This is a genomic window from Enterococcus sp. AZ191 (assembly GCF_051713845.1).
In the GTDB taxonomy this organism is placed as follows: Bacteria; Bacillota; Bacilli; order Lactobacillales; family Enterococcaceae; genus Enterococcus_B; species Enterococcus_B durans.
On the sequence record NZ_JBIOQS010000001.1, the window covers coordinates 1,321,577 to 1,335,907 of the forward strand.

15 protein-coding genes are annotated in these 14,331 nt (G+C 37.9%); 13 read left to right on the forward strand and 2 right to left on the reverse strand.

Features of this window, described 5'->3' with window-relative positions; translation table 11 throughout:
• The first annotated feature begins 9 nt into the window (after window positions 1-9).
• Both IGI47_RS06380 and IGI47_RS06385 read left to right on the forward strand, forming a co-directional pair.
• A complete protein-coding gene (locus tag IGI47_RS06380; protein ID WP_311929765.1) occupies window positions 10-957 on the forward strand; it encodes a thymidylate synthase in 948 nt (315 codons plus the stop codon).
• Window positions 958-975: 18 nt separating this feature from the next.
• Window positions 976-1,491 carry a dihydrofolate reductase gene (locus IGI47_RS06385; protein WP_438783676.1) on the forward strand — a complete coding sequence of 172 codons (516 nt, stop codon included), beginning with the start codon at window positions 976-978 and terminating at the stop codon, window positions 1,489-1,491.
• Between the two features lie 75 nt (window positions 1,492-1,566).
• Here IGI47_RS06385 and trhA read toward each other — a convergent pair whose 3' ends face one another.
• Entirely contained in the window at window positions 1,567-2,220 is a 654-nt protein-coding gene (gene trhA / locus IGI47_RS06390) for a PAQR family membrane homeostasis protein TrhA (RefSeq protein ID WP_438783677.1), read from the reverse strand.
• Between the two features lie 127 nt (window positions 2,221-2,347).
• Here trhA and IGI47_RS06395 point away from each other — a divergent pair, with 127 nt between their 5' ends.
• The 7 genes from IGI47_RS06395 to IGI47_RS06425 all read left to right on the forward strand — a co-directional run bounded on the left by IGI47_RS06395 (window position 2,348) and on the right by IGI47_RS06425 (window position 7,999).
• Complete coding sequence (locus tag IGI47_RS06395) at window positions 2,348-3,190, forward strand: DegV family protein (RefSeq protein WP_438783679.1); 843 nt, start codon at window positions 2,348-2,350, stop codon at window positions 3,188-3,190.
• Between the two features lie 146 nt (window positions 3,191-3,336).
• A complete protein-coding gene (locus tag IGI47_RS06400; RefSeq protein ID WP_311929771.1) occupies window positions 3,337-4,227 on the forward strand; it encodes an SGNH/GDSL hydrolase family protein in 891 nt (296 codons plus the stop codon).
• A gap of 2 nt (window positions 4,228-4,229) precedes the next feature.
• Entirely contained in the window at window positions 4,230-4,928 is a 699-nt protein-coding gene (locus IGI47_RS06405; RefSeq protein ID WP_438783680.1) for a YpmS family protein, read from the forward strand.
• Window positions 4,929-4,949: 21 nt separating this feature from the next.
• Window positions 4,950-5,468 (forward strand): peptide-methionine (S)-S-oxide reductase MsrA, encoded by a 519-nt coding sequence (gene msrA, locus IGI47_RS06410; RefSeq protein ID WP_311929774.1) that lies wholly within the window; start codon window positions 4,950-4,952, stop codon window positions 5,466-5,468.
• Window positions 5,465-5,686 carry a YozE family protein gene (locus IGI47_RS06415; RefSeq protein WP_005878529.1) on the forward strand — a complete coding sequence of 74 codons (222 nt, stop codon included), beginning with the start codon at window positions 5,465-5,467 and terminating at the stop codon, window positions 5,684-5,686. The genes msrA and IGI47_RS06415 overlap by 4 nt, the downstream gene beginning before the upstream one ends.
• 389 nt (window positions 5,687-6,075) lie before the next feature.
• A complete protein-coding gene (gene lepB, locus IGI47_RS06420) occupies window positions 6,076-6,627 on the forward strand; it encodes a signal peptidase I (protein ID WP_311929776.1) in 552 nt (183 codons plus the stop codon).
• A gap of 346 nt (window positions 6,628-6,973) precedes the next feature.
• On the forward strand, window positions 6,974-7,999 hold the full coding sequence (locus IGI47_RS06425) for a lipoate--protein ligase (protein ID WP_438783681.1): 1,026 nt from the start codon (window positions 6,974-6,976) through the stop codon (window positions 7,997-7,999).
• 364 nt (window positions 8,000-8,363) lie between these two features.
• Here IGI47_RS06425 and IGI47_RS06430 read toward each other — a convergent pair whose 3' ends face one another.
• Complete coding sequence (locus IGI47_RS06430; protein ID WP_438783683.1) at window positions 8,364-8,765, reverse strand: VOC family protein; 402 nt, start codon at window positions 8,763-8,765, stop codon at window positions 8,364-8,366.
• 820 nt (window positions 8,766-9,585) lie between these two features.
• Here IGI47_RS06430 and ylqF point away from each other — a divergent pair.
• The 4 genes from ylqF (at window position 9,586) to topA (ending at window position 14,320) form a co-directional block, all read left to right on the forward strand.
• Window positions 9,586-10,446, forward strand: coding sequence for a ribosome biogenesis GTPase YlqF (gene ylqF, locus IGI47_RS06435; RefSeq protein WP_311929779.1), 861 nt, complete (start codon window positions 9,586-9,588; stop codon window positions 10,444-10,446).
• Complete coding sequence (locus IGI47_RS06440) at window positions 10,439-11,206, forward strand: ribonuclease HII (protein ID WP_311929780.1); 768 nt, start codon at window positions 10,439-10,441, stop codon at window positions 11,204-11,206. The genes ylqF and IGI47_RS06440 overlap by 8 nt, the downstream gene beginning before the upstream one ends.
• 56 nt (window positions 11,207-11,262) lie before the next feature.
• The gene (gene dprA, locus IGI47_RS06445) at window positions 11,263-12,120 is read left to right on the forward strand and encodes a DNA-processing protein DprA (protein WP_311929781.1); all 858 of its coding nucleotides are present in this window, start codon (window positions 11,263-11,265) and stop codon (window positions 12,118-12,120) included.
• Window positions 12,121-12,241: 121 nt separating this feature from the next.
• Window positions 12,242-14,320: a type I DNA topoisomerase gene (gene topA / locus IGI47_RS06450; protein ID WP_438783685.1), complete on the forward strand. Its 2,079-nt coding sequence runs from the start codon at window positions 12,242-12,244 to the stop codon at window positions 14,318-14,320.
• Window positions 14,321-14,331 lie beyond the last annotated feature (11 nt).

Sequence of the window (14,331 nt, forward strand, 5' to 3'; positions counted from 1 at the left end):
AGGAGTAACATGGAGCAAGCATATCTCGATTTAGGAAGAAAACTACTCGAAGAAGGACATGAAAAAGGCGATCGTACGGGTACAGGTACACGGAGCATATTTGGGTACCAAATGCGGTTTGATCTGCAAAAAGGTTTTCCATTACTTACGACTAAACGTGTTCCTTTCGGATTGATCAAAAGCGAATTGCTTTGGTTTTTAAAAGGAGATACGAATATCCGTTTTCTGTTGCAAAACAATAATCACATTTGGGATGAGTGGGCATTTGAACGTTATGTCAAAAGTGACGAATATCAAGGTCCTGACATGACAGACTTTGGTCATCGAAGTTTGACTGATCCAGTATTCAACGAGCAATACAAAGAACAACATCAGCTATTTTGTGAAAAAGTCTTGACTGACGATGAATTTGCTAGAAAATTTGGTGATCTTGGACACATCTATGGATATCAATGGCGTCATTGGGAAACAAAAGAAGGGGGCTTCATTGATCAAATCAAAGAAGTGATTGAATCAATCAAAAAAACACCCGATTCAAGACGTTTGATCGTTTCAGCATGGAATCCAGAAGACGTACCAAGTATGGCATTACCACCGTGTCATACAATGTTTCAGTTCTACGTTGCTGACGGTCGTCTCAGCTGTCAGTTATACCAACGGAGTGGCGATGTCTTTTTAGGAGTACCATTCAATATTGCAAGTTATGCGTTATTGACACATCTGATCGCACATGAAACAGGTCTAGAAGTCGGAGAATTCATCCATACTTTAGGCGATGCACACTTGTATTCCAATCATGTCGAACAAATGAAAGAACAATTATCACGCGAGGTTCGTGCATTTCCTACATTGAAATTGAATACAGAAAAAGCCTCTGTTTTTGATTTTGATATGGAAGATATCAAAGTAGAAGGGTATGATCCACATCCTTCTATCAAAGCACCTATCGCAGTATAAGGTAGAGAGGATGAGCGTATGTTAGCTGCAATCTGGGCACAAGATGAGAATGGTTTGATTGGAAAAGAGAATAAGCTACCTTGGCGATTACCCAACGATCTGAAATTCTTCAAACAAATGACTGAATCGAACACTCTGGTCATGGGCAGAAAAACGTTTGAAGGAATGGGGAACCGTCCGCTACGAAATCGTCACACGATTGTATTGACGCACAATCGGGATTATACAGCAGAAGGTGTAATGGTGATGCATAGTATAGACGAAGTGTTGGCGTATGAAAAGGAAACGGATGGAATTATTTTTATTGCTGGAGGATCAACAATCTACAAGGAATTTCTCCCTTTTTGTACAGTCCTATATCGTACAGTGATCCATCACACGTTTGAAGGTGATAGCTACTTTCCTACGCTTGACTGGGAGGATTGGTCAATGATCAATGTCAGTCAAGGAGAAACAGATGAAAAAAATCGTTACAATCACCAGTTTGAAACCTATCAAAGAAAAGAAACCCAATCAGAAGAATCTCCCGAATAAAAAGATGAGCGTGAATATACGACCGAAACAGAAGTGACTTTCACAGAGTTCACTACTTCTGTTTCGGTCTCTTTTTTAGGTATAAAACAAGACTGAAAAGTAAATAAAACCAGCACCAAACATAACAAAGAGATGCCACACCACATGCATAAAACGAATGGAATGCAAACTATAAAAAAAGGCACCAATTGTATAGGAGAGACCGCCAGCAACCAGCAAAATCACCCCAGTTAGACTTAACGAGTGGTACAAAGGACCCGCTGCCACTGCACAAAGCCATCCCATCAAAATATAAATAAGCGTAGAGAATTTTGAGACTCGCTGTTGCTTATGAAGTGTCAATGATTTATAAATGATCCCCAAAATCGCAAATAGCCAGATGGCCCCAAACAAAGTCCAACTTAGCCAGCCCCGAATACTGATCAAACAAAAGGGAGTATAACTACCAGCAATCAACAGAAAAATCGTGCTGTGATCCAGTACTTGAAAGACTGTTTTTGCTTTCGTAAAAATCAGCGCATGAAACAAGGTAGAAGTCAAAAATAGCAAAATCATCATAGAGCCATAGATGGCATAGGAGACGACATGGACGGATGAATGGAGTCTAGCACCCTTCACTAAAAGAATCGCTAAACCAGCAATACTTAGCCCAGTTCCGATACCATGTGTGACAGCATTGAAGACTTCGTTTAAAATACGATAGGTACGATTAAATTTTGTGTTTTCCATGAAAACGAATCCTTCCCGAATGTATTTAATGAAAAAACCAGACTTGTCTGTTATACTAAAAAGAGTAATTGCCTTTATTTTAGTTTACCACGAAGAAGGCATCTTGTTAAAGGAAGAGTGAGATAGAATGACAAACGTAAAAATCGTAACAGATTCTTCTTGTACAATCGAAAAAAGTGTGCGAGATAATTTAGATATCCACGTGATGCCGTTAGCGATAATGATCGACGGTGTGGTTTATCCTGATGATGATCAGTTAAGTGGAGAAAAGTTTATGGAAATGATGGTACAAGCAAAGTCATTGCCAAAAACGAGTCAACCACCAATTGGGGAGTTTATTTCGATGTATGATTCTCTTGGAGAAGATGGCAGCGAAGTCATTTCGATCCATATGACAAAAGGATTAAGTGGCACTGTTGAAGCTGCTCGCCAAGCAAGTAATCTAACGAAAACAAAAGTAACGGTGATCGATAGCGATACCACCGACCAAGGGCTGTCTTTTCAAGTTATCCGAGCAGCAGAATTAGCAAAAGAAGGAAAATCAGCAGCTGAGATCCTAAAAGAGGTCCAAAGAGTGCAAGAAAATACAACACTTTATATTGGAATATCTACTTTAGACAATTTGGTCAAGGGTGGCAGAATCAGTCGGACCACTGGGCTACTTTCTAGTGTCTTGAATATCCGCGTTGTCATGAATTTTACCCATGGTGAATTGATCCCAGTTGCAAAAGGCAGAGGCAAAAAGACATTTGATAAATGGTTCAACAATTTGAAAAAAGAACTAAAAGCTTTGCCAAATGTTCGACAAATCGGTATCTCTCATGCTGATGCCGCAGAACTCGCTCAAGAGTTTAAGGAAGGGCTGCAAGAATTATTCCCAGATATGAATATCCCCGTTTTGCACACAAATCCGGTTATTGCTACACATACAGGTAAAAACGCCTTTGCGATCATGTATTACGTCGATTGATTTAATTTGAGAGGATAAGACAGTGGCCGATCCATTGTGTTATCCTTTTTCTTTTGGAAAAATTATTTATTTTGTTCGTAATTACTACTTTTTTAGTGGAAAGTTTGATAACATAAGAAACAATCGAATAATATGAGGTGAAAAGAATGAAATTTACAAAACGACAGGTATTGCTCGTTTTGTTCCCGCTACTGATTGCTGTTATCGTTTTTGCGGGATTGTCGTTATCGATCCCAAAAGCGGCGCCTTTGTTAAAACCAGTAGCAACTGGTAATAAGGCGACCGATCACAAGGAAAAGATCCATTATGTAGCAATCGGTGATTCCTTAACCGAAGGAATCGGCGATCAAACGAAACAAGGTGGTTTCGTTCCATTGGTTGCAAATGATTTGCAAGATCGATATGATTTGACAGCTGTTGAAATCGAAAACTATGGAGTAAATGGTGAACGAAGCGACCAGATCCTAAAAAGAGTGAAGAAAAAAGAAGCAATCCAAAAAAATATCGAATCTGCAGATTTTATTACATTGACAGTAGGCGGAAATGATTTGATGAAGGTCATCCAAAATGATCTTTTTGGAATCAGCATCAATTCGTTCAAGAAGCCAATGAAAAAATACCAAGAGAACGTAACCAAATTGATCGAAGAAATCAGATCTCTCAATGCACACGCGCCGATATACGTGCTGGGTATTTATAATCCGTTCTACTTGAATTTCCCAGAAATAACGGATATGCAAACAATTGTGGACAACTGGAATGCTAGTACAGAAAAAGTTACTAAAGATTCTAAAGATTGCTACTTCATCCCGATCAATGATCTGCTCTACCAAGGATTGAATCAGGAAGTTGGAGTGGCTGAAGAAGGAACGACCCAATCTAGCACAGGTGAATCTTCTTCTGGCACAAAGAATAATGTGCTATATGAAGAGGATCATTTCCATCCCAATAATCTAGGCTATCAGTTAATGGCAAATGCTGTTCGTGATAAATTGATAGAAACGCAAGAACAATGGCTGCCAAAGGAGGATAAGTAGTGATGGAAAAACGCTCAAAAGATGTATCAACGGAATCAAAAAAGAAGAATTACTGGAAATTCGCTTTCTTGATCCTTTTAGGAATCGTACTCGGTTCGTCTATATTTTTAGGTACTCGGATTTTTGCTAATCGAGAGCCTGAGTTTGCCAAAGTACCGGAAATCACTGAACGACAAGGCGATCCAGTCTTAACGATCAATACGAATAAAGAAAAAGTTAATCAGATGATCAGCTTCTTTTTATCTGACTATCAAAAAGATCAAGATATCCAGTATAAATTTTATTTAGAAAATGAAGCAATGTTGAACGGTACGTTTGAAGTACTCGGTTTTCCAATCAATTTTTATCTTTATTTTGATCCTTATGTGATGGAAAATGGGAACGTCCAGTTAAAAGCTCGAAGCCTTTCAATCGGGACACTCAGCTTGCCAATCAAAGATGTCATGAATATGATCAAACGTAATTACAAATTACCTGATTGGATCGAAATCAACACGGATGAACTAACGATCATGCTTCGTTTAGATCAGTTCCGTATGCAAAATGGCATGTATATCAAAGCGAACAAAATCGATCTGGTCAATGATGACATTCGTTTTAGCTTATACCTTCCTAAAGATACGAAACAAAAATCAACAAAAGAATCAACGAATGAAAAAACAACTGATAATAAAAGTACAACACAGAGTAACAAACAATAATGATTTTTAGGGGGAATTGAAATGGAACGAGCTATTTTCGCTGGCGGATGTTTTTGGTGTATGATCCAACCCTTTGATACATTACCGGGAATCCACACGATCATGTCAGGCTATACAGGAGGACATGTCCAAAATCCAAGCTACGAACAAGTAAAGGCTAAGATAACAGGGCATACAGAAGCAGTAGAGATCATCTATGATCCGAAAAAGATCACATATGAAGAATTGTTGGAAATCTATTGGCAACAAACGGACCCAACGGATGCTTTCGGACAATTTGAAGACCGAGGAGAAAATTATCGACCTGTTATTTTCTATACTACAGAGGAGCAACGTGTGATTGCTGAAAAAAGTAAGCAAAAATTAGCTGAAAGTGGACGATTTTATGAACCGATCGTTACCATGATCGAATCTGCGAAGCCTTTTTATTTAGCAGAGGATGAACATCAAGATTATTATAAAAGAAATCCTGAAAATTATGAACGAAACCATGCAAGAAGAGCAGCATTCATAAAAGATAACTGGGAGGAAAAAGAGTGAACCGAAGCTTTTACCATTATTTGATGACACTACGTGGAGGAAAACATACGGATATGATCTCCTCTTTTGCAACCGATGCTGGGAAGGATATTCAATTCCCAAAACACAGTACAAGCTACGAAGAAATTTCAGATTACTTAGAATTGAATGTTGATTATCTACCTTCAATGGATATTTTTGATGAAGTATGGGAAAAATATTTAGAAAATAGTCATTGAGCAGGTTGTCTGCGTAGATAATTGGATGAGCTCTTTGGGTCACATGAACATCGTATCGTTTATTGTAACTGGACATCGTGTGGATGTTTTTGAATCATTTGTAAAAAGAGACTGGAACAAAAAAAGTGTGCAACTTTCTAGCAAGAGATGCCTTTTGTTTCTGTCGTTTAAGCGTGTTTTGAGTGTGAGGCAAAAGCATTCCTTACTTTTGCCTAGCGCTCTTTTTTTGTAAAGATAGTTTTTTCAAAAGAGAACTCATGAAAGAAAAAAGCTGCGACTGATCACAATTTGTTAAAAATTTAAAAAAGCTACTCAGCTAGTCGCATTTTTCGGTTAGATTTTCTATAATGGAGAAAGAAGGAAAAAATTAAAGGATGGATTGATGGATATTGATAAAAAAACAACAATATATAGACCGTTTTTGGCTTGTATTTAAATATGTCCTCTGCTCCATTTTTATTGTATTCATCATCAGAGGATTTGTTCTGATTCCAGTTCCAGTTGAAGGAAATTCAATGGAGAACATACTGAAGCAAGGCGATATGGTAGTAATGGAAAAATTTTCAACAATTAAACGGTTCGACGTTGTTGTTTTTCAATTGGCAGATGGAACGATTTACATCAAACGAGTGATTGGCTTACCTGGTGAAACAATTAGCTACGAAAATGATCAGTTAAGAGTAAATGGAAAAATAGTCAAAGAACCTTTTTTGACAAAAAATATCAAAACAGACCATGAAAGTTTGCCTTATACGACAGATTTTACTTTAGACGAATTGATCAATCAAAAAAAATTGCCAGAGAATAGCTATTTTGTTTTAGGAGATAATCGGCGGGTCTCAAAAGATAGTCGATCCTTTGGTACGATTTCGCAAGAAGATATTTTAGGGAAAGCTCGGTTCGTTTATTATCCATTACACGAGATAAAATGGATTGGCTGAATCTGGCTATGTAATGAGAAAAGCGAATGAGCAGAAGTGTATAACTCCAATAAATAAGAAGAAAGTAATGAAAATCACTTTTTTGATTTTTGTGACTTTTTACTTATTTATGAAGGAGTTATTTTTGTTTCCGATAGTTATTTTATGCTCTTTCTTTCAAGGCTGTTGTTCTCCATAGTGTCTATCGCAAGCGGGTGGAAATGCCCTAATCTTTACGTAAACTAAAAATAAATTTTAGTACAGATATTTGAGGTGAATAATACAGTAATTAGTCAAAATAGTTGCCATTTTGAAGGAGAAAAGAGAAGATAGAACCAACAATTACATCAGATAAGAGGGGTTGCTCATGCGTTACCATATCATGGAAAGTCGAGATATCCGTAAAAATTTAGCCACTGAAGAATACTTAATGAATCATTATGCTGGCAACGAACCATTATTGCTGTTATACATTCAGGAACCATGTGTGATCATCGGCAGAAATCAAAATGTTTACGAGGAAATCAATCAAACTTACGTACAACAGAAAAAAATCACGATCACACGGCGAACTTCTGGCGGCGGAGCGGTGTATGATGATCTTGGGAATCTTAGTTTCAGCTTTGTCACAAAGAAAGATCAGACAGTATTTGGCGAATATAAAACTGTTACCTCACCTATTGTACAAGCGTTAAAAAACATGGGTGCCACAACTGTCGAAGCTAGTGGACGCAATGACCTGTATGTTGATGGTATGAAGTTTTCAGGTAATGCAATGTATACGAAAAAGAATCGGTTATATTCCCATGGAACATTGATGTATGATGTGGATTTATCTGTACTAGATAAGATATTGACAGTCTCAAAAGAAAAGATAGAGTCCAAAGCAACGAAATCAGTACGAAAAAGCGTCACAAACATCAAGCCATACTTAAGTCCTGAATTCCAATATGTGTATATTGAAGATTTCCGTGATGCGCTTTTAAAAGAACTTTATCATGTCACTGATTTAGCTGAAATTGAAGATAAAAAATTAGTACTGACTTCTGCAGATAAGCAAAAAATCAGCAAATTAGTGAATGACCGCTACGGCAATGATGAGTGGATCCACGGTGAGACACCAGTGTTCACTTTAACTCGACGTACACGCATTCCAGCAATAGGGATCATCGACATCCGTTTAGCAACAAAAAAAGGGAAAATCACAGATATCCGCTTTTTCGGCGATTTTTTTGGACAAAAAAATATCAGAGAGCTTGAAGAATCTCTTGAAGGTCAGCCATTTCTATATGAATCGCTTAAAACTAAGCTGAATGAGGTGAATGTTTCGGAGTATATCACTCATTTTAGTACGGAGGGGTTGCTTGATTTACTCTTTGGAGAAGTTGTTTAGAAATAGTTGCGTTGTCCCTTGACTGGCAAAAATCAAAAAAGTAAATATGTATTATATTGAATAAAAATAAAAAAACTCTCAATATGCAAATAAACACGTTAAAAGAAGGCTGGGACAGAAGTGTTTAACTCCGAGAAATAAGCCGAAATTCACGAAAATTGCTTTTCAAATTTTTGTGAATTTCGGCTTATTTAAGAAGGAGTTGCTTCTGCTCCCACCGTTTATTCGAGAGTCTGTAGCAAACCTGATTTGTCCCACTCTATACGCTTAAAAGAGCATTAGAGGGGAAATTCATCCGTCGATGAATTTCCCCTCTAATCTTAGTACGTTTTTGCTTGTGTAGATTGCTACGAGAGCTTTTTTGTTAAGGCATCTTCATCCAAACTGGTTCTAAAGTGTTTCCATCTAAGTCTTGGACTTCCAACGAGAACATTTCTTCCTCTGGTATCCCCATATCGACTGCATGATAGTTACCACCGTTTGCTTTTGCAATTTCTGCAAATTCTTTGACAGCATCTGCATTTTCTACACTAAACGAAATCAAGGTCCCGCTAGATTTGTGATTGTCTGCAATTTCTTTATCTTTCAAGAACTTTTTATAAAAATCGTGAGAAAGTAGCATGATCCAAAAGGTATCATCCCAAACCATCGAACTTGCCTGTTCATTTGAAAATTCCTCGTTTTTTGTAAAACCTAATTTTTCATAGAAAGCGACAGAAGCATCCACATTCTCCACTGGAAAATTAACAAAAACCATACTATTCATTTTCAACAGCTCCTTTCTTTTACACATCATCCGCTTTTTTGTAAACGTTGTCAAAAAATTTCAACTATTTGTTTAAGGAATGTATACGAATTTACCTGAAAGTTTTTTGCTTGTACTCTTTTATATGCTTTTATAAAAATGTATATTAATTCTTGATTAGTATTATTTTTGTATGATAATTATCAATGTATATAAATCTTCAATGGTCTGTACTATAATTAAGAAGAATGTGTGGCAAAAGTAAAGAAGCTTCCACCACAGCCTCTTTACATTATAGCTGCTAATGTTATTATTAATATTCTTCGTATTCAGAACGTTTACAATGAAACCAACAAGTTGTTACAAGAGTTGACGAGTAAATGGGGGTCACCAGCAAATTGAAGTTTAACGTTAGACAAATTTTGATCCTTTTAACATTCTGGATTGTCGAAGTCTTTGAAATGAATAGATTGTTTGGATACTCAAGGGCAACTATATGTTGAAAAACTTAATTGTTTTTTTTAAATAAATAATTATCATTAAGTCGCTGTTAAAAAGCTGGTATGATAAAATAATGCTCGTAGAGAAACTACTATATATGGTTTAGGTATCAGTAACAGTATCGAAGGTTATTGGTTATTAGTAGCTAAAGTGAAGGGTAGACGTCATTTGATATTGAAACGTTTTATGGTAAAATGCAAAAGATGCTTGGTTATAAGATCACGTATGGGAATAACTTCTCCTTTAAATGAGAAAAGGTGTCCCATGCCACATAATCAACTTGGATTTGTAGAAGTTGAACCTCTTAAAACCTTGATACGAAAGGAGTTTATTTCACACTATGACTATCCAATGGTTCCCAGGACACATGGCGAAAGCACGCCGTGAAGTATCTGAGAAAATGAAATATGTAGACATCGTTTTTGAATTGGTTGATGCTCGGTTACCTTTATCTTCAAGAAACCCGATGCTCGACCAGATTATCCAACAAAAACCTCGATTAGTATTACTGAATAAAGCGGATTTGGCAGATCCGCAACAGACAAGATTGTGGCAAGACTATTTTAAAAAACAAGGTCATTCAGCACTTGCAATCACGGCACAGGAAAGTAAAGGAATCAAAGCACTGATTCCTACGGCAAAAGAAGCCTTAAAAGAAAAACGGGAACGTGATGCAGCTAGAGGGATCAAGCCTCGTGCGATACGGGCAATGGTCCTAGGAATCCCCAATGTGGGGAAGTCAACATTGATGAATCGACTAGTTGGGAAAAAAATTGCACAGACAGGGAATAAACCCGGTGTAACAAAAGGTCAGCAATGGCTGCGTTTAGGCAGCGAACTAGAATTATTAGACACCCCAGGGATACTATGGCCTAAATTTGAAGATGAAGAAATCGGCAAAAAATTGGCATTGACTGGTGCAATCAAAGATCAACTTGTGCATTTAGATGATTTAGCGATCTATGGTCTAGATTTTTTTGCGCGCTATTATCCAGGAAGAATAGCAGAACGCTATAACATATCGGAAGATCAAGAACAGAAATTAGGTTCTGAACTCCTGATGGATATTACCGCTAAACGGGGCTATAAGGATGACTATGAACGTGGGAGTGAAGTCGTCGTATTCGACATCCGTCAAGGAAAATTAGGACGCTACACATTAGACCGTTACGAAGAACTGGGTCAAGAAGAACATGAGTGAGTCGATTCAAAGTATCAAAGAGCGCTTAAAAGCCATTCATTCGCTAACAGATCCAACTATTGAAGAATTTCGGCAGGACTCACGTAAAGGCGTAAAGCAAGCATTGGTTGCTTTTGAGAATCGCTTAAAAAAAGAAGCATCGATTAAAGAAAAATATCAAGAAATGTCGATTTTTGAAAAAAAGGGGTATGAAAGTGGTCATGAATGGATCGCAGGGATCGATGAAGTAGGTCGCGGGCCATTAGCTGGACCAGTTGTGGCTGCCTCAGTCGTTTTGCCTAAAAATGAAGAAATACTTGGTTTAAATGACTCCAAACAATTGTCAGAGAAAAAACGAGAATTGCTTTATGCGCAAATCCAAGAAAAAGCGATTGCTATCGGGATCGGGATAATTGATGAAAAGACGATTGACGAGGTCAATATTTACGAAGCAAGTAAACTTGCGATGATCCAAGCAGTTGAAAAACTAGCTGTAAAGCCTACGTATTTATTGATTGATGCGATGACGCTTGATTTACCGATCCAACAAGAAAAGCTCATCAAAGGGGATGCACGTTCTGTATCGATTGCTGCGGCAAGTATTATTGCCAAAGTTTATCGAGATGATCTGATGAAACAGTATGACAAGTTGTATCCTGGCTATGGTTTTGATCACAATGCAGGCTACGGCACGAAAGAGCATTTACTTGGTTTAGCAGAAAAAGGCGTGACACCGATCCATCGCAAAACATTTGCGCCTGTAAAAAACTATTTGATTTAAAATAATTGATCGCCTCTTGCGCATGTTATTTATGAGAAAGAGAGGCGATCTTTGTTATGTATAAAATAGATTTATTTTTGGTAAAATTAGCGTGCGTAAAAGGGTTGAGCATCCAAAGAAAATGGCAAGTGATTCAAGAGCTACTGAAATCTGGGAAAAAAGAATTATCCCTAACAGAAATCATTGCTATTGCAAAAATCGGCGACTCCCGTCACCTATTTGAAGAGAGCTGGGCAGAGATTTGTGCAAAACAGGCGGATCGCTTGTCAAAGCAATCAGTCGTGACATGCCTAGATAAAAAGTATCCCTCGCAACTACTGCATCTTGCAGCGCCCCCTATTGCACTTTTTTACCAAGGTGATCTTTCGTTGTTGGAGAGAAAGATGATCAGTGTTGTTGGTGGAAGGAAAACATCTGTTTTAGCAAAAAAAGTAGTGCACCATCTGCTGGCTCCAGTCGTTGAAGCAGGAGTTGTGATCGTTAGTGGCTGTGCAAAAGGTATCGATACCTATGCACATCAAGCGGCAATCAATTACTCTGGCAAAACAATTGCAGTCATTGGCACAGGGATGAATAAAGTCTATCCTGAAGAAAATCGTGCATTACAAGCAGAGATAGGAAAAAATCATTTACTACTCAGTGAATTCCTTCCTGATACAGGTCCGAAGAAATATCATTTTCCGATGAGAAACCGACTCATTGCAGCTTTATCAGAAGGAACCTGTGTGATTGAGGCAAGAGAAAAGAGTGGTTCTCTGATCACTGTCCAGCACGCTTTGGAGTTGGGAAAACCCATTTTTTCTGTTCCAGGAAATATTTTGACAGAACATTCGAAAGGTTCCCATCAATTGATACAAGATGGCGCAGTTTGTGCGGTTTCTGGTCAAGATATATTGGCTGAATTAAAAGAATAACAACGGATTTATCATTGGCTTTTCTTGACAAACGTTTTCTGAATGGATATGATAAGCTACGATTTGTATGAATCCTATATATATAGTAGGAACACGACAATGGAAAGGAGTCCATTCAGTAATGGCATATAAATATTTAGTGATCGTTGAATCACCTGCAAAGGCCAAAACGATAGAAAAATATCTTGGTCGTAATTATAAAGTAATGGCTAGTGTTGGCCATATACGTGATCTACCTAAAAGCAAAATGGGGATAGATGTTGAGAACAACTATGAGCCTCATTATATTTCAATTCGCGGTAAAGGCGATGTCATCAAAAGTTTGAAGTCTGCTGCCAAAAAAGCACAAAAAGTTTATCTCGCAAGTGACCCGGATAGAGAAGGGGAAGCAATTGCATGGCATCTTGCTTATTTATTAGGATTAGACTTAAATGACAAGAATCGGGTGGTTTTTAACGAAATCACAAAAGATGCGGTTAAAGCAGCCTTCAAAGAGCCACGAACGATCGATGTTGATCTAGTCGATGCCCAACAAGCACGAAGAGCATTGGATCGTCTAGTAGGTTACTCGATCAGTCCGATTCTTTGGCGCAAAGTGAAAAAGGGGCTAAGTGCTGGCCGAGTTCAATCCATAGCTCTGAAGATCATCATTGATCGCGAACAGGAAATCCGTGAATTTATTCCAGAAGAATATTGGAGTATTGATGGAAATTTCAAAAAAGCGCGTAAAAAATTCAAAGCGAATTTTTGGGGAATCGATGGGAAAAAGAAAAAATTACCAGACGCACAATCTGTGAAAGAAGTCACTGAGCGAATCGATGGACAAGATTTCACTGTTCAAAAAGTTGAGAAAAAAGAACGGAAGAGAAATCCAGCCAATCCGTTTACGACCAGTAGTCTTCAACAAGAAGCTGCCAGAAAACTCAACTTTAGAACACGTAAAACGATGATGGTCGCTCAACAACTATACGAAGGCATTTCTTTAGGAAAACAAGGAACAGTTGGTTTGATCACTTATATGCGTACTGACTCGACACGTATTGCTGAAACAGCGAAAGCGGAAGCGGCTGATTTTATCGAAGAAACATACGGAAAAGAATTTTCTAGTCATGCCAATCGTAAAATCAAAAACGCTCAAGGGGCACAAGATGCCCATGAGGCAGTACGACCAACGAGTGTATTGCGTACACCAGATGAAATCAAGCAGTATCTAGATAAAGATCAATTGAAACTTTATACATTGATCTGGTCACGGTTTGTAGCAAGCCAGATGACACCGGCGATCTTAGATACAATGAAGGTAACCATTGAACAAAACGGTGTGATTTTTATTGCGAATGGCTCAAAGGTTAAATTTAAAGGGTTCATGCAAGTGTATGTTGAAGGACGTGATGACGGCAAAGAAGATAAAGAAAATATTTTGCCAGATCTTGCCGAAGGAGATGTTGTCCAATCTACTGATATTGAACCAAAACAACATTTTACTCAACCACCAGCAAGATTTAGTGAAGCAACGTTGATTCGTGCATTGGAAGATAATGGAGTAGGACGTCCATCCACGTATGCACCAACTTTAGATACGATCCAACGTCGTTATTATGTCAAATTGACGCAAAAACGTTTTGAACCAACAGAACTTGGTGAAATCGTCAATTCATTGATTTGCGAGTTCTTCCCACAAATCGTCGATATCCACTTCACCGCTGAAATGGAAGGCGATTTAGATAAAGTAGAAGAAGGAAAAGAAGCTTGGGTCAAAGTAGTTGACCGTTTCTATAAACCTTTCGAAAAAGAACTTACAAATGCAGAAGAAAAAATCGAGAAGATCCAGATCAAGGATGAACCTGCTGGGTTTGATTGTGATATTTGTGGACATCCGATGGTTATAAAATTAGGTAAGTATGGTAAATTCTATGCATGCAGTAATTTTCCAGAATGTAGAAATACCAAACCAATCGTCAAAGAAATCGGTGTAACTTGCCCAGTTTGTCATGAAGGACAGGTCATCGAACGTAAATCTAAGAAAAATCGTATTTTTTATGGCTGTTCTCGTTTTCCAGAATGTGAGTTTACTTCATGGGATAAACCTGTCGGCAGAAATTGTCCAAAATGTGACCAATATCTTGTAGAGAAAAAGGTTAAAGGCGGCAAACAAGTCGTTTGTGTGAATGGCGATTACGAAGAAGACATCCAAAAATAAGAAATGAAAAG